Here is a 15400-nt window from a genome sequence, read left to right as displayed (position 1 = left end):
GCGAACGTGCTTGCCACTGCGATCAGGATCGTCAGGGTGGGCGAATGCGTCTGATGATTTCCTTTGCCGCCCTGTTCATGTCCGTTGTGTTGCTTCAGCTGGCCACGGGCGGCGTCGGGCCGCTTGATGCGCTGTCGGGTTTCACGCTTGATTTCACCACCGGGCAAATTGGTCTGCTGGGGTCGGCGCATTTCATGGGGTTCTTCATCGGCTGTTGGTGGGCGCCGCGCCTGATGGGCAGCGTCGGCCATGCCCGCGCCTTTGCCGCCTTCACCGCGACGGGCGCCATTGGTCTGTTGGCGCATATGCTAGTGATCAACCCGACCGCCTGGGCGGTGATGCGGCTGGCCTCGGGGTTATGCGTGGCCGGGTGCTATACGGTGATCGAGGCGTGGTTGCAGGCCAAGGTCACCAATGAGACCCGCGGTCGCGCCATGGGCACATATCGCATCGTCGATATGGGCGCCTCGCTGGTGTCGCAGATGCTGATCTCGGTGCTCGCCCCGGCCTCTTATGTGTCCTATAATTTGTTGGCGATCCTGTGTTGCGCCGCGTTGCTGCCGCTGACTCTGACACGCGCCAGCCAGCCCGACACCCCCGCCGCGCCGCGCCTGCGCCCGATGCTGGCGGTCACACGTTCGCCCCTGGCGGCGGCTGGTGTTGTGGTCGCCGCGCTGTCCAGCGCCTCGTTCCGGATGGTCGGGCCGATCTATGGCCAGCAGGTTGGCCTTGCCATCGATCAGATCGCCTGGTTTTTGGCCGCGTTCATCGCGGGCGGCGCCATTGCGCAATACCCGGTTGGCTGGCTGGCCGACAAATACGACCGCCGCTGGGTGCTGATCTGGATGTCCGTCGCCGCCGTCGGCAGTTGCACCCTGACCGCGCTGACCCATGACCTCAGCACCACCGGCATCCTGCTGACCGCCGGGCTGTTTGGGATGACCACCTTCCCGATCTACTCGGTCGCCGCCGCCCATGCCCATGACTTTGCCGAGGAACACGAGCGGGTCGAGCTGTCGGCCGCTTTGATGTTCTTCTTCGCCGTCGGTGCCATTGCCGCGCCGCTGCTGGCCTCGGGGCTGATTGCCACCTTCGGCCCGCCCGCCATGTTCGTGATGATTGCCGTAGGCCATGCCGTTCTGGTCATCTTTGGCTTTATCCGCATGCGCGCGCGCCCCGCGCGCACCCGCACCCGCTATATCTATTCGCCGCGCACCTCGTTTCTGGTCGGCCGCCTGACGGGGCGCACCCGCGACCCGGACTAACGGCGCTGGAACCCGCCCGCGCCATGCGCTAAAGCAGGCGCAAAGCGGACAAAGGGCGGCACAATGGCACGGCATCTGATCACCTCAGCAATTCCTTACATCAACGGGATCAAGCACCTGGGCAACCTCGTGGGCAGCCAGCTGCCCGCCGATTTGTTCGCCCGCTACCAACGCGGTCGCGGCAACGAGGTGCTGTTTCTGTGCGCCACCGATGAACACGGCACCCCGGCCGAGCTGGCCGCCGCCAAGGCGGGTAAGCCCGTCGCTGAATACTGCGCCGAAATGCACGACGTGCAGGCCGAAATCGCCAAGGGCTTCCGGCTCAGCTTCGACCACTTCGGTCGCTCCTCCAGCCCGGAAAACCACCGTCTGACGCAGCATTTCGCCGGGCAGCTGGCCAAGGCGGGACTGATCCGCGAAGTCATTGAAAAGCAGATGTATTCCCACGCCGATGGCCGCTTCCTGCCGGATCGGTATATCGAGGGCACCTGCCCTAACTGCGGCTTCGACTCCGCCCGCGGTGACCAATGCGACAACTGCACCAAGCAGCTTGACCCGACCGACCTGATCAACCCGCATTCCACCATCTCGGGGTCCACCGATCTTGAGCAGCGCGAGACCAAACACCTCTACCTCTGCCAATCGCAGATGCGCGACCAGCTTCAGGCATGGATCGACAGCAAAACCGACTGGCCGATCCTGACCACCTCGATCGCCAAGAAATGGCTCAACGACGGCGACGGCCTGCAAGATCGCGGCATCACCCGTGACCTTGACTGGGGCATCCCGGTGAAAAACGGCACCGAGGATTGGCCGGGCATGGAGGGCAAGGTCTTCTACGTCTGGTTCGACGCGCCGATCGAATACATCGCCTGCGCGCAGGAATGGGTCGATGCGGGCAAAGGCACCGATTGGGAGCGCTGGTGGCGCACCGACAAGGGCGCCGATGACGTCACCTATACCCAGTTCATGGGCAAGGATAACGTGCCCTTCCACACGCTGTCCTTCCCCGCCACCATCCTTGGCTCGGGCGAGCCGTGGAAACTGGTCGATTACATCAAGTCGTTCAACTACCTGAACTACGACGGCGGGCAATTCTCCACCTCGCGCGGACGCGGCGTGTTTATGGATCAGGCGCTGGAATTGCTGCCTGCCGATTATTGGCGCTGGTGGCTGCTGTCCCATGCCCCCGAAAGCTCGGACGCCGAATTCACCTGGGAAAATTTCCAAACCAGCGTGAACAAAGATCTTGCCGACGTGCTGGGCAACTTCGTCTCACGCATCACCAAATTCTGCCGCTCGAAATTCGGTGAAACTGTTCCCCAAGGCGGCGAATACGGTGCGCAGGAACAGGCGCTGATCGCCGAGCTGACCACCCGCATCCGCGCCTACGAAGACCATATGCAGAATATGGAGGTCCGCAAGTCGGCGCAGGAACTGCGCGCGATTTGGGTCGCGGGCAACGAATACCTGCAATCCACCGCGCCGTGGTCGACCTTCAAAACCGACCCCGCGCAAGCCGCCGCACAGGTTCGCCTTGGCCTCAACCTGATCCGGCTCTACGCCGTGCTGTCCGCCCCCTTCATCCCCGATGCCAGCGCCGCCCTGCTGGCCGCGATGCAGACCAAGGATGACACATGGCCCGACGATGTGGCGGGGGCGCTGGCTGCCCTGCCCGCCGGTCATGCCTTCACCGTGCCAGAGGTGCTTTTCGCCAAAATCGCCGACGAAGACCGCGAAGACTGGCAACAGCGCTTCGCAGGTGTCCGCACCTAACCCAAAGGCGCCGCCATCAGCCTGGCCAAACGGCGCATCAAACGACAATCAGCCCAGTGCCCACCCGGTCACTGGGCAAAGCCGACACTCTTGCCTGTACCAAATTTATCTTCGCCATGATTTGTGTATGATCGCCCCATGTCCTTTGATTTCTCTGCCAGCTTCCCGCCTCGAAAGGCCCGCACGCACGAGGCCTGCGGCCCCAACGCCTTGGTGTTTGCCTTTGCGCTGGGGGGGCAACTGGGCGGCACCGCCCTTTGGGTGCGCGAGGCATGGCAAACCGACCAGATCAACCCGATCGGCTTCGAACCCTACCTGCACCCGCACAAGATTCTGGTCGCACAGGCAAAGGAGCAAACCGATGTTCTGGCGGTGGCCGAAGACGCCCTGCGCTCGGGCGCGGTATCGCTTGTGGTGATGGAACTCAGCCGCCCCCTTGGCCTGACCGAAGGGCGGCGGCTGCAACTTGCCGCGCAGACCGGACAAACCACCGGCCTTTGCCTCATCCCCGAAGGCGCAGGCAGCAATGCCGCCGATACGCGCTGGCACTGCTCACCGCTTTTTGATCCTGACGACTCGACTCTGCAACGGTGGGCGCTTATCAAGAACAAATCAGGAACATTGTCTGCATGGGATGTAAGATGGGATGCCCAAACGCGTCGTGTCATTGTGGTTTCCAAGGCTGCCCAGCGACAGGGTTCTGCGGGCACGCCCGACTGACGCGCCCTTTGCGCTGACCCTGCACCAAAAGAATACCGACCGGATTTATTGCCTGAACCAACAGGCCGAACAGCAGGGGCTGCACCGCGGCATGGGCTATTCCGATGCGCGGGCCTTTTGCCCTGACCTGCAAAGCCGCCCGGCAGACACGCGGGCCGACCTGCGATTCTTGCACATGCTGGCCCGCTGGGCGAAACGCTATTGCCCCTGGGTGGGGCTTGATGACGCCGACGGGCTGCTTTTGAACATCACCGGCGCGGCGCATCTCTTTGGCGGTGAGGCCGCAATGCTGGACGACATGCGCCACCGGCTTGCCCGTGCGGGGGTGACTGTGCGGATCGGGCTTGCAGACACCCGCGGCGCCGCTTGGGCCTTGGCGCATTTCCGCGAAGGCTACGCCAAGACGGGGCACACCCAAGCCCGCCTCACCCCCTTGCCCATCGCCGCGCTGCGGCTGGACGACAAAACCCGCATCGCCCTGCAACGTATTGGAATACAGCGGATTTCTGATCTGATCGCGCTGCCTCGCACCACGGTGACCCGCCGGTTCGGACCGGATGTGCTTATGCGGCTGGATCAGGCTTTGGGCCGACAACCCGAACAGATTTTCACTGACGCGCCACTGACACCGCACGGCCCCCACAGCGGACAGAATTGATGGCAGTATAAATGATGAAAGGATGCTATGCTTGCGCCACGCAGACCGAAGGCCGCCATGGAAACTCTTCACCTCAGCAAAGCATTCACCCTGATCGAACCGGGGCCGGTCATCCTTGTCACCACGCATGACGGTCACAAACCCAACGTGATGACCATCACCTGGACCATGGTGATGGATTTCGCCGCCACCTTCGCCATCACCACCGGCCCCTGGAACCACTCCTACACCGCGCTTCGGGACATGAAGGAATGCGTGATCTCGATCCCGACCGTGGACCTGATCGATACCGTCATCGGGGTGGGCACATGCTCGGGCAAAGACACCGATAAATTCGGTAAATTCGACCTCACCCCGGTCAAGGCCAAGCACGTTCAGGCGCCTCTGATCAAAGAGTGCCTCGCCAATATCGAATGCCGGGTTGTCGACATCATCGAGCCACACAACATCATCGTGCTAAGCGGCGTCGCCGCATATTTTGACAGCACCCGCACCGAGCAGCGAACCCTCCATGCCGTGGGCGACGGCACTTTCATCGTGGATGGCGACATACTCGACAGGAAAACGATGATGCAGTCCAAACTTCCCGCCGGGCTATAGGCCCCGCCGCCGCGTGTTTGCCGCCAAGCCCGACACCGCCCCCCAACAGAACCGCAGGCCGCGCGATCCGTCGCACATCCCCGAAACCGGATGACAGCCGATCCTTGCCCTATATGGTAGAAAGGATTCGACAGGCGGGGCCTTTGCGGTGCGGACAGCAGCAATCACGATCATCCACAGCGAGGTGCCCGGGCGGCTGCGCCTGCGGCTGGCAGGGCTGCGCGGCAATACCGGCCTCGCGGCGCGGCTCGCGGGTCTCGTGCACGCCGAAACCGCCTGGCTCCGGGCCGAGGTGCGCACAAAGACCGGCAGCGTGATCCTGCATCATGACCCAAGCACGCCACATCACCACCTTGTGGATCGGCTCCGCACGCTGGTCGACACCATCCTCAACGACCTGCCACACGTGGGCGCGCCCAAAACCTCTGCCACCGCGCAAACCGCCCGGCCATCCCCCTCTGCCCCCACTGGCACGCCATGGCACACGCAAAGCCCGCAGGACATCGCCGCCGCCCTGCACAGCAACTCCGCCCGCGGCCTTACCGCCGACGACGCCCGAAACCGGCTGCAAACCGAGGGCCCGAACCTTCTGCCACAGGATGAAAAACGCTCGGGCCTCGGGCTGCTGAAGGACCAGTTCACCAGCCTCCCCGTCCTGATGCTCGGCGGCTCGGCCGTGGTCTCGCTGGCAACGGGCGGCGTCGCCGATGCCGTGGCCACACTCGCGGTCGTGATGGTCAACGGTGTCCTTGGCTATGTCACCGAAGGTCAGGCCGAAAGCGTGATCCACGCCCTGATGGAAAGCGGAACCGGCAACGAAAACGTCACCGTCCTGCGCGACGGGCAACCGGTCGAGATTGCCGCCGCGGACGTGGTGCGGGGCGATCTTTACGCCGTGCGGGCCGGGGGGCAGGTCGTGGCCGATTCCCGTCTGGTCAGCGCCGACCGGCTTCTGGTCGACGAATCCCCCCTGACCGGCGAAACCATGCCCGTCGAAAAGGCAGCCGAAACCAAGGTCAGCGCCGACGCCCCGATCGGATCACGCGCTACGATGCTGCACTCCGGCACAATCGTCACCGAAGGTCAGGGCCTTGGCCTTGTCGTGGCCACCGGGCGCCACACAGCCGCCGCACAGATCGCCCTTCTCAGCCAGCACGCCACCCGCCCCCGCGCCCCGGTCGAAGAGGAGCTGGATATTCTGGGCAGCAAGCTGGTGCAGATCTCGCTCGCGGCCTGCGGCGCGCTTATGGGCATCGGCTGGATGCGCGGCTATGGCCTTGCGGGCATGCTGAAGGATGCCCTGGCCCTGGGCGTCGCCGCAGTGCCCGAAGGGCTGCCCGTCGTCGCGACCACCACAATGGCGCTTGGCCTGAAAAAGATGGAAAAGCGCGGCATCCTGATCCGCCGCATTGATGCGGTCGAAAGCCTCGGGGCGCTGCAAACGATCTGCCTCGACAAGACCGGCACCCTGACCCAGAACCGCATGCAGGTGATCGCGGCCACGCGCGGGCTGTCCGAAATCCCGCTGACCGATCTCGCTCTGCTTGGATCACTCGCCGAGGCCGCAGTGCTGAACAACGACAGTGCAACCAGTCCGGGCGCCGCCAACGGGTCGTCCGCCACCGAACGCGCGCTGATGGAATTCGCGCTTGATTGCGGCATTGACGCCGTTGAACTGCGCGCCGCCAGACCGCGCCACACAACCGTCGAACGCACCCTGCGGCGCCCGTGGATGGCGACCTGTCACGACGGCCCGACCCCGCTGACCGTGGTCAAAGGCGCCCCCGACGCCGTGCTGGCGCGCTGCTCGCACCTGTTTGACGGGGTCGAAACCCGCCCGCTGACCGACAGCGACCGCGCCACGATCATCGGTCTCAATGATCAGCTTGCGGCTCGACCGACGCGGGTGCTGGGCTTTGCGCGTGGTGAAACCGCCCCGACAGATGATGAAGTCTCCGGGCTGACCTGGCTTGGCCATCTGGCGATGGTCGACCCGCTGCGGCCCGGCGCCAAGGACTTCATCAGCGCCCTGCACCGGGCCGGTATCGAAACCGTCATGATCACTGGCGATCAGGCCGCCACGGCGGGCGCAATCGCGCGCGAGCTTGATCTGGCCAATGGCGGCCCCGTCCGCATCATCGACTCCACCACACTTACCGCGATGGACCCCGCCCTGCTGTCCGGCCTCGCGCGCAAGACCCACGTCTTTGCCCGCGTCAGTGCCGATCAGAAGCTGGCGATTGTGCAGGCGCTTCAGGCAACGGGCCGGGTTGTGGCAATGACCGGCGACGGGGTGAATGACGCGCCCGCGCTCAAGGCCGCGAATATCGGCATCGCGATGGGGGCCTCGGGCACCGATCTGGCGCGCGGCGTGGCCAATGTGGTCATCCGCGACGACGAGCTGACCACCCTGATCGACGCCATCGCGCGCGGCCGCACGGTGTACCGCAACATCCGCCGCGCGCTCGACTTTCTGGTGACCACCAACATGTCGGAAATCATCGTGACCATGGCCGAAGCCCTGCATGGCCCCGGCGAGATGGAATCCCCGATGGAGCTTTTGTGGATCAATCTGGTGACCGATGTGCTACCGGGGCTTGGCCTTGCCCTCGCCGATCCCGATGCCGACGCCATGTCACAGCCACCGCGCGATCCCAGCCAGCCGATCATCCCGCGCGAGCATATGCAGCGCATCGGCATCGACGGCGTTACCATTGCGGCCTCGGCGCTGACCTCGCATTTCATCGGGCTCTCGCGCTATGGCCCCGGACCTCAGACCCGCGCAATGACGTTCCTGTCACTCTCGCTGGGTCAGCTTTTCTATACGATGACGTGCCAACGACAGGACGTGCGCAAACTCAGACCCGACAAACTGTTTGAAAACCGCGCGCTGGACCAGATGGTGCTGGGCAGCATCGGGCTGGCCGTGCTCCCCTTCATGGTGCCGCCGCTGGGCCGCCTGCTGGGCGTGGCACGCCTTGGTGCAGCCGATGCCGCCGTGGCGGTCGGAATGGGCACGGTTCCGACGCTTGCAGTCCTGGCGCGGCGCCGCCTCGAACTTGATTTGCAACCTCTGGAGGGTAAACCATGCGTGACTTTGTGATGACATCCGAGTCGGTAACCCTCGGTCACCCCGACAAGCTGTGCGACCAGATCAGCGATGCGGTGATCGATGCCTGCCTTACCGCCGATGTGGGCCGCAACGCGGTGGCCGAATGCGCGGTGGCCACCGGGGTGGTGTTCCTGTCGGTGCGCGGCCTGCCCGAACCACCCTGCGACCTTGCCGCCCTCGCCCGTCGGGTGATCGCCGAGGCGGGCTATGATCACGCCATGGGCGATGGCGCCGGTCCAACAGTGATGCTTGACCTCGCGACCGATGGCGGGGCCGCCGATGCGCGGCGCGGCCAGATGACCACGGCCTTCGGCTTTGCCTGCGACCACACCGAACAAGCGATACCCCTGCCGATCTGGGCTGCACACCGGCTGACCCGTGCGCTGGATGCCGCCCGGCAGGAACAGCGGCTCACATGGCTCTCGCCCGATGCGCAGGCGCAGGTCGCAGTGTCATTTCGCAACCGCATCCCCGTCGGCCTGCCCGGCCTCGCCTTCGCCTTCGGCACGACCGAAACGGTCAACCCCGCCACCATCGAAGCCGCCCTGCACAAAGAGGTCATCACCCCCGCCTTCGCAGGCGGGCCCATTGCCCCCGACCCCGCGACGCGGCTGGTCTGGCACGCCATCCCCGGTGTCGCCGGCCCCGAGGCGCACTCCGGCCAGACCGGGCGCAAAACCGCCGATGATACCTATGGCGGCTATTCCCGCCAAAGCTCTGCCGCCCTCAGCGGCAAAGGCCCCGCCCGGATCGACCGAACCGCGCAATACGCGGCCCGCCAGGCCGCCCGCCTTGTGTTGGCGGCAGGCCTCGCACGCGAATGCGAAGTGCAACTGTCCTACATTCTGGGCGACGAAGCCCCCGCCTCGATCGAGGTCGACACCTTCGGCACCGGCGCAGCCGCCGACGAACAGATTTCTCGCCGACTGGCCAGCGTGCTTGATTTCCGGGTCGGGGCAATTGCCGAACGCATGGGGCTGTGGACACGCCCCGCCGCGCAGGGCGGGCGCTTCTACCGCGATCTGGCAACCTACGGTCATATGGCCCGCGATGACATCGCCGCCCCGTGGGAAGACGTCACCTTGGCCTCTGCGCTGGCCTGACCAAAACGGGCCTGAAACCTGGCCCTATTTGCCGTTCTGCCGGTCCAGCATCGCCAGCGCCGCCATCACAAGGGTCGTCGCCGGGCCCGCAATCTGACCGCGCGCCACCTGTACCGCTGCCCCCATGAACAACAGCAGCGCAACGGTCGAATTCAGGTCCAGCGTGCCGTCGGTTGCGTTTTTCAGGTTCATATCCGCGCGCATCAGCCCAAACCGCGCCACCTGAGTGATCGGCGGCGGGGCGGGCTGCGGGCGGATCCGCGCAATCTCCTGCGCTCCGATCTCCTCAAAGACCGGTGCCGCAGGCCCGTCGAACTCAACGATCAAACTGCCCGTGGCCGGACGCGCCAGCACCCGGCGCACGGCGGGCACCGCGGCAATGCGATCCGCCAGCGCCTTCAGCGCGTCAGGCTCCAACGACATCGCAGGCCGCAGCCGCGCGCGCCCGTCGATGACATGCAATTCCTCAAGCGCAACCGGCTTAGTCGGCATCGGGCCTGGGCTCTGGCCCGGTCGCAGTGGCCGCCTCTTCGGTCTGCCGCGCGGCAACCTCGGACTGGAACTCGGCGGCAAGGTCTTCCATGTGCTCAAAGGCTTCAGCACCGGCCTTGCGGAACTCGTCCCAAGCCACCGCGCCGCTCTTGACCGCCGCGCGTGTCAACGGTCGCCCCGCCCGCGTCAGCGCCGCCGCCAATCCCGGCACCAGCACCAACGCGCCGACCGCGACAGCCGCACCAATCACATATTTCTTATCCATCTTCGTGTCCGCCGCCCTGTTTTCTGCGCCATTCATCATGACTCGTCAGCCTGTCAAACAGTGGCACGGATCGCCCTGCAGGTCGAGATACCGATCATTCCCCGGTATCCGCTGGCCCCTAACAGCCCGCGATCCGTCTCACCTGACGCCAGTATGATCCATCCCGCGCTCAGATCAACGCGGCATTGTTACACAAAGCCGCCGCCGCGAGGCGCCGAAAACGTTCAGGCCCGAACCATCCCCCGCCGCCCTCTGCTTGTCTTGCGCGTTGTCTTGCGCGGTGCGTACTTCAGATCGGTGACCGTCAGCCTGCCTTTGACACGACCCGTCGCTCCAAAAACGCAAAACGCCGCCGGAAACCATACGGCGGCGTATATGCATGTATTGTGCATAGGATGTGCACCCGGTGTGCAGCCCGTTGTCAGTTCTTTTTGACGTATTGCGTCAAAATCACGATCCGCTGACCCTCGACCCGGCCCTCGATATGCTCGGCGTTGTCATGCACCAGTGAAATATTGCGCACCGCCGTGCCGCGCTTGGCGGTAAAGCCCGCCCCTTTGACCGGCAAGTCCTTGATAAGCGTCACAGAATCTCCGGCCTCCAAGACTGCACCATTGGTGTCGCGGTGGATAACCTGCGGCTCATCGCGGATCCCTGCCTCGGCCCACTCCAGCGTCTCCGGCTCCAAATAAGCGATATCCAACAGGTCCTTAGCCCATGATGCATCCAATTTATGCAGCATCCGCCAAGCCAGCACCTGCACCCCGGCCTCCGGGCTCCAGATCGCATCGTTAAGACACTTCCAATGCGGCGCATCCTCGGCCCCGCCTTCCACGCCCGCCCGGCAGGTGTCGCACAGGTTTACCGTTTCATCACGGGGGGTTACGGCCAATGGCTGCGCCTCAGCAGCCCCACAGAACGCACAGGTCACAGACATTCAAGATCCCTCTCTCTTTGCCCTCGCTTATCGACCCCCAGCGCGCCCAAGTCCAGCCATTCCGCCCTGCGCCCCGCCCCGGCGCCAACCGCACCGTCAAGCCCATCAAACTATTGATCAGGAAAGGAAAACCTCACCCTTCATCGTCTCGGCAATCGGCGCCCCAAGCCGCGACAAAATCGTCGGCGCTAGTTGCAACTGATGCAAAACCTCCTCCGGCCCCGGCCCCTTGGCCTCGCCAAAATAATACAGCGCAAATTCCTGCTGCAACGCGCTACGTCCCCCATGGTGCCCGCGCTCGTCCTGCCCGTGATCCGCCGTCACAATAATCTCATACCCCATCGCCCGCCATTTATGGATGAACGGCGACAGCATCTCATCCATCATCGCGCAAGCGTGATCCATCTCCTGACTCTCGTGGTAAAACCGGTGCCCCATACTGTCCAAAGTGCAAGTATGCAGGATTCCGTAATCCAGATTATTCTTGACGCAAAGCCTTGTCAGCGTTGCAAAAAGATCCACATCCGAAGGCGTCATCTGATTGATCAACCCATAGCCGGTCATCGTATGAAACCGACCATGGTTGATGGTCTCGCTCTGCGGCTCATCATACTCGATATCCCGCACCAGATCGAACGGCGCACGGTTGAAAAACTCGGACCAGAAAGAATGCGTGACCGCTCCGGTCACCCCACCCGCCTTGCGCACTTGGCTGAAAATATCCGGCTGGCTCAGCCGAAACACATTCCCATTGCCGGTGCAGCCATGCTCTTGCGGCGTCACCCCAGTGTGGATCGAGGCATAGCAACTGGCCGATATCGAAGGCAAAACCGCCCGCATGGTCCAGGTCTGCGCCTCGCCACTGTCCACCCAGCCTTCCAAATTCCCGAACAACCGCCGCCAGTTGCGCAGCGGCACGCCGTCCAGAATAATCAGCAGAAGTTTACGCTTCATTTCGATCCACTCTCCGCATGGTCCAAACCGGTCAATATCCCCGCCAAACCATTCACATTTCCCAAATATCCCCGCCGGAGGCTCCCGCGCTCCACGCGCCCGATCAGTTCCCGGCGCTCTCCATTTTGCGCGTGGCGATCACCTTTTCCAACCACCCCAACTGCATCTCGGGGACCGAAGACAACAAAAGGTCAGTATAGTCGTCGAACGGTGGCGCCAGCACTTCGGATTTCGGCCCATAGCGCACCACTTCGCCGCGATACATCACCGCGATACTGTCCGCGATCGCACGCACCGTCGCCAGATCATGGGTGATGAACAGATACGCCACATCCTCGACCTTTTGCAGGTTCAGCAACAGCTTCAGGATGCCATCCGCCACCAGCGGATCCAGCGCCGAGGTCACCTCGTCGCAAATGATCAGCTTCGGTTTGGCGGCCAGTGCTCGGGCGATGCAAACACGCTGCTTCTGTCCGCCAGACAGCTCGGCAGGATAGCGGTCGATGAACGCTTCTCCCATCTCGATCTCATCCAGCAATTCAATGATTCTGCGTCGTTTTTCCGCCCCCCGCAGCCCGAAATAGAACTCCAGCGGTCGCCCGATAATCGTGCCCACCGTCTGACGCGGGTTCATCGCCACATCAGCCATCTGATAAATCATCTGCAACTCGCGCAGGTCCTCGCGCGGGCGATTCTTCTGGTCGGACGCCAGCGTGCGCCCGGCAAATTCAATCGTCCCGTCACGCGGCGGCAACAGCCCGGTGATCACCCGCGCCAGCGTTGATTTCCCCGATCCACTTTCGCCCACAACCGCGAGGGTCTGCCCCGGTGACAGATCAACCGAAATTCCCTTCAGCACATCAAACTGCGTGCCGCTATATCGGGCAGTGATATTCTTGACCCGCAGCACCGGCGCGTCGGTTGGCAGCTTTTCCTTGTGCTCGATCGAACGGACCGAAACCAACGCGCGGGTATACTCTTCCTGCGGATGGTTGATGATCTGATCGGTGCTGCCATATTCGACAGTCCGCCCACTTTGCAGCACCATGATGTCATCGCTGACCTGCGCGACCACGGCCAGATCGTGGGTGATATACAAAGCGGCCACCCCGGTATCGCGGATCGCCTCTTTGATGGCGGCCAGCACGTCAATCTGCGTGGTCACATCCAGCGCGGTGGTCGGCTCGTCAAAGATCACCAGATCCGGTTGCGGACACAGCGCCAGCGCGGTCATCGCGCGCTGCAACTGCCCGCCCGACACCTGATGCGGATACCGGTTGCCAAAGGTTTCAGGCTCCGGCAGGCCCAGCTTGGCAAACAGCGCAATCGCCCGTTCTTCGGCCTCGCGCTTGCTGGCGCGGCCATGGACCAGCGTCGCTTCGATCACTTGCTCCAACAGCTTTTTCGCCGGATTGAACGCGGCCGCAGCAGATTGCGCCACATAAGTGACCTCGGCCCCACGCAAGGCGCGCAGCCCGCGCGTGCCCAGCGGCAGGATATCGCGGCCATTGACCAACACCTCGCCCCCGGTGATCCGCACGCCACCCCGGCCATAGGCCATGGCGCTTAGCCCGATGGTCGATTTCCCGGCCCCGCTTTCGCCGATCAGACCCAAGACACGGCCCTTCTCAAGCGACAGCGATACACCGTCGACAATGGTGATATCCTGTGGCGGCTCGCCCGGTGGGAATACCGTCGCTTCGATCTTCAACCCATTGATCTGCAAAAGTGTATCAGCCACCCCGGCCCCCTTTCAGGCTTGTGGTGCGGTTCAGCACCCAGTCGGCCACCAAATTGACCGAAATTGCCAGCGTGGCGATGGCAAAGGCAGGCCACAGCGCAGCGGCAATGCCATAGACGATCCCGTCCTTGTTTTCCTTCACGATGCCGCCCCAATCGGCGGCGGGTGGCTGCACCCCCAACCCAAGGAACGACAGGGTCGACACGAACAGCACCATAAAGATGAAGCGCAGCCCCATTTCCGCCACCAGCGGGCTCAGCGCATTTGGCAGGATCTCGCGGAAAATGATCCAAATCCGCCCTTCTCCGCGCAGCTGGGCCGCCTCGACATAATCCATCACTGTGATGTCGACCGCCACGGCCCGAGCCAAGCGGAAGACCCGCGTGGAATCCAGCAGCCCCATCACCAGAATAAGCACCGGGATTGTGACCGGCATGACCGACAGCACCACCAGTGCAAAGATCAACGACGGGATCGCCATCATCAGATCGACAAACCGCGACAGCGCCTGATCAACCCAGCCGCCCACCGTGGCCGCCAGAAACCCCAGCACCGCACCGGTGGTAAAGCTCAGCATTGTTGCCGCCGTGGCGATGAAGATCGTCGTGCGCCCGCCATAGATCATCCGCGTCAGCAGGTCGCGCCCGATGCTGTCTGTCCCCAACAGGTGCACAGACGAGGACGGCTCCCACACATCGCCGACAATCTCGGCCAGCCCATAGGGCGCGATCAACGGCGCAAAAATCGCCATCAGGAAATACACGCCGGTGAAAACAAGCCCGATCAGGGCTGAGATTGGTATGTTTCTCATTTCGGATGCCTCAGCCGCGGATTGGCCAGGATCGAGACAATGTCCGCAATCATGTTCAGTCCGATATAAACTCCGGCGAACACCAGCCCACAGGCCTGCACCACCGGCACATCGCGCTTGGCCACGTGATCCACCAGATACTGCCCCATGCCCGGATAGACGAAGACCACCTCGACCACGACAACACCAACCACCAGATAGGCCAGGTTCAGCATCACCACGTTGACGATGGGGGAAATCGCGTTGGGAAAGGCATGGCGAAATATCACGTTGAACGAAGAAAGCCCTTTGAGTTCGGCCGTTTCGATATAGGCCGACTGCATCACGTTCAAAATTGCCGCCCGCGTCATCCGCATCATATGCGCCAGAACCACCAGCACCAGAACGAACACCGGCAGGGCGATCGCGTTCAGCTTTTCCAACAGCGACATGCCGTCATTGATCATCGCAACCGAGGAAAACCACCCCAGTTTCACCGCCACGAAATAGACCACCAGATACCCAATCAGGAATTCCGGGATCGAGATCGAGGCCAGCGTTACACCGGAAATCAGCTTGTCGGGCCAGCGGTCGCGATACCGCACCGCCAGAAGCCCCAGAAAAATCGCAAGCGGCACCGAAATCACCGCCGCCCAGAAGGCCAGAAACAGCGTATTGCCCAAACGCCGCCCCATCGAGGTGGCAATATCCTGACCATTGGTCAGCGCCGTGCCCAGATCGCCATGCAGCGCCGCGTACAGCCAGTTGAAATACCGCGTCATCGGCGGGTCATTCAGCCCCAGCTCGGCGCGCAGATTGGCCAATGCCTCGGGTGTGGCGGATTGGCCCAGAATGGATTGCGCCACATCCCCCGGCAGAATTTGCGTGCCCACAAAGATCAGCACCGACGCCGAAAACAGCAGCAGGATTCCCAGCGCCAAGCGCTGGGAAACCAATTTTAAAACCGGGTGCATCAAATCGCTCCGA

Annotated in this window: 14 protein-coding genes; 7 read left to right on the top strand and 7 right to left on the bottom strand. The window is 63.2% G+C overall.

Translation table 11 applies throughout. The annotated features are described in order from the left end of the window. Positions 1-44 precede the first annotated feature (44 nt). The 7 genes from BSF79_RS09065 to BSF79_RS09035 all read left to right on the top strand — a co-directional run bounded on the left by BSF79_RS09065 (position 45) and on the right by BSF79_RS09035 (position 9234). The gene (locus BSF79_RS09065) at positions 45-1265 is read left to right on the top strand and encodes an MFS transporter (RefSeq protein WP_090269578.1); all 1221 of its coding nucleotides are present in this window, start codon (positions 45-47) and stop codon (positions 1263-1265) included. A 63-nt stretch (positions 1266-1328) separates the two neighbouring features. Beyond that, a complete protein-coding gene (gene metG / locus BSF79_RS09060) occupies positions 1329-3041 on the top strand; it encodes a methionine--tRNA ligase (protein WP_090269577.1) in 1713 nt (570 codons plus the stop codon). Between the two features lie 138 nt (positions 3042-3179). Continuing rightward, a complete protein-coding gene (locus tag BSF79_RS09055; protein WP_090269576.1) occupies positions 3180-3761 on the top strand; it encodes an ImuA family protein in 582 nt (193 codons plus the stop codon). Continuing rightward, a complete protein-coding gene (locus tag BSF79_RS09050) occupies positions 3688-4419 on the top strand; it encodes a Y-family DNA polymerase (RefSeq protein WP_090269575.1) in 732 nt (243 codons plus the stop codon). The genes BSF79_RS09055 and BSF79_RS09050 overlap by 74 nt, the downstream gene beginning before the upstream one ends. Positions 4420-4476: 57 nt before the next feature. Continuing rightward, complete coding sequence (locus tag BSF79_RS09045) at positions 4477-5019, top strand: flavin reductase family protein (protein WP_090269574.1); 543 nt, start codon at positions 4477-4479, stop codon at positions 5017-5019. A 148-nt stretch (positions 5020-5167) separates the two neighbouring features. Continuing rightward, positions 5168-8122 carry a cation-translocating P-type ATPase gene (locus BSF79_RS09040; RefSeq protein WP_090269573.1) on the top strand — a complete coding sequence of 985 codons (2955 nt, stop codon included), beginning with the start codon at positions 5168-5170 and terminating at the stop codon, positions 8120-8122. Then, a complete protein-coding gene (locus tag BSF79_RS09035) occupies positions 8107-9234 on the top strand; it encodes a methionine adenosyltransferase domain-containing protein (protein WP_090269572.1) in 1128 nt (375 codons plus the stop codon). The genes BSF79_RS09040 and BSF79_RS09035 overlap by 16 nt, the downstream gene beginning before the upstream one ends. Positions 9235-9258: 24 nt before the next feature. On the opposite strand, the gene BSF79_RS09030 is transcribed toward BSF79_RS09035, so the two are convergent. The 7 genes from BSF79_RS09030 to BSF79_RS09000 form a co-directional block, all read right to left on the bottom strand. Further along, positions 9259-9726: a hypothetical protein gene (locus BSF79_RS09030; RefSeq protein ID WP_090269571.1), complete on the bottom strand. Its 468-nt coding sequence runs from the start codon at positions 9724-9726 to the stop codon at positions 9259-9261. Further along, the gene (locus BSF79_RS09025; RefSeq protein ID WP_175545293.1) at positions 9716-9991 is read right to left on the bottom strand and encodes a DUF5132 domain-containing protein; all 276 of its coding nucleotides are present in this window, start codon (positions 9989-9991) and stop codon (positions 9716-9718) included. The genes BSF79_RS09030 and BSF79_RS09025 overlap by 11 nt, the downstream gene beginning before the upstream one ends. Positions 9992-10412: 421 nt before the next feature. Then, on the bottom strand, positions 10413-10922 hold the full coding sequence (locus BSF79_RS09020) for an alkylphosphonate utilization protein (RefSeq protein WP_245776366.1): 510 nt from the start codon (positions 10920-10922) through the stop codon (positions 10413-10415). 123 nt (positions 10923-11045) lie between these two features. Continuing rightward, positions 11046-11882: an alkaline phosphatase family protein gene (locus tag BSF79_RS09015; protein ID WP_090269568.1), complete on the bottom strand. Its 837-nt coding sequence runs from the start codon at positions 11880-11882 to the stop codon at positions 11046-11048. A 103-nt stretch (positions 11883-11985) separates the two neighbouring features. Beyond that, positions 11986-13623: an ABC transporter ATP-binding protein gene (locus BSF79_RS09010; protein ID WP_090269567.1), complete on the bottom strand. Its 1638-nt coding sequence runs from the start codon at positions 13621-13623 to the stop codon at positions 11986-11988. Continuing rightward, on the bottom strand, positions 13616-14434 hold the full coding sequence (locus tag BSF79_RS09005) for an ABC transporter permease (RefSeq protein ID WP_090269566.1): 819 nt from the start codon (positions 14432-14434) through the stop codon (positions 13616-13618). The genes BSF79_RS09010 and BSF79_RS09005 overlap by 8 nt, the downstream gene beginning before the upstream one ends. Beyond that, a complete protein-coding gene (locus tag BSF79_RS09000) occupies positions 14431-15387 on the bottom strand; it encodes an ABC transporter permease (protein ID WP_090269565.1) in 957 nt (318 codons plus the stop codon). The genes BSF79_RS09005 and BSF79_RS09000 overlap by 4 nt, the downstream gene beginning before the upstream one ends. Positions 15388-15400: the final 13 nt, after the last annotated feature.

The sequence above is a fragment of the Thalassovita taeanensis genome (assembly GCF_900110775.1).
GTDB classification, from domain to species: Bacteria; Pseudomonadota; Alphaproteobacteria; order Rhodobacterales; family Rhodobacteraceae; genus Litorimicrobium; species Litorimicrobium taeanense.
Note: the sequence above shows the minus strand (reverse complement) of the source record. Positions and strands in the feature narration are given on the sequence as shown.

Bases quoted from the DNA above. Each gene is read 5' to 3' on its own strand.
- BSF79_RS09035 (WP_090269572.1), top strand. From the start codon at position 8,107: ATGCGTGACTTTGTGATGACATCCGAGTCGGTAACCCTCGGTCACCCC.
- BSF79_RS09030 (WP_090269571.1), bottom strand. From the start codon at position 9,726: ATGCCGACTAAGCCGGTTGCGCTTGAGGAATTGCATGTCATCGACGGG.
- BSF79_RS09015 (WP_090269568.1), bottom strand. From the start codon at position 11,882: ATGAAGCGTAAACTTCTGCTGATTATTCTGGACGGCGTGCCGCTGCGC.
- BSF79_RS09005 (WP_090269566.1), bottom strand. From the start codon at position 14,434: ATGAGAAACATACCAATCTCAGCCCTGATCGGGCTTGTTTTCACCGGC.
- BSF79_RS09045 (WP_090269574.1), top strand. From the start codon at position 4,477: ATGGAAACTCTTCACCTCAGCAAAGCATTCACCCTGATCGAACCGGGG.
- BSF79_RS09000 (WP_090269565.1), bottom strand. From the start codon at position 15,387: ATGCACCCGGTTTTAAAATTGGTTTCCCAGCGCTTGGCGCTGGGAATC.
- metG (WP_090269577.1), top strand. From the start codon at position 1,329: ATGGCACGGCATCTGATCACCTCAGCAATTCCTTACATCAACGGGATC.
- BSF79_RS09065 (WP_090269578.1), top strand. From the start codon at position 45: ATGCGTCTGATGATTTCCTTTGCCGCCCTGTTCATGTCCGTTGTGTTG.
- BSF79_RS09050 (WP_090269575.1), top strand. From the start codon at position 3,688: ATGCCCAAACGCGTCGTGTCATTGTGGTTTCCAAGGCTGCCCAGCGAC.
- BSF79_RS09025 (WP_175545293.1), bottom strand. From the start codon at position 9,991: ATGGATAAGAAATATGTGATTGGTGCGGCTGTCGCGGTCGGCGCGTTG.
- BSF79_RS09055 (WP_090269576.1), top strand. From the start codon at position 3,180: ATGTCCTTTGATTTCTCTGCCAGCTTCCCGCCTCGAAAGGCCCGCACG.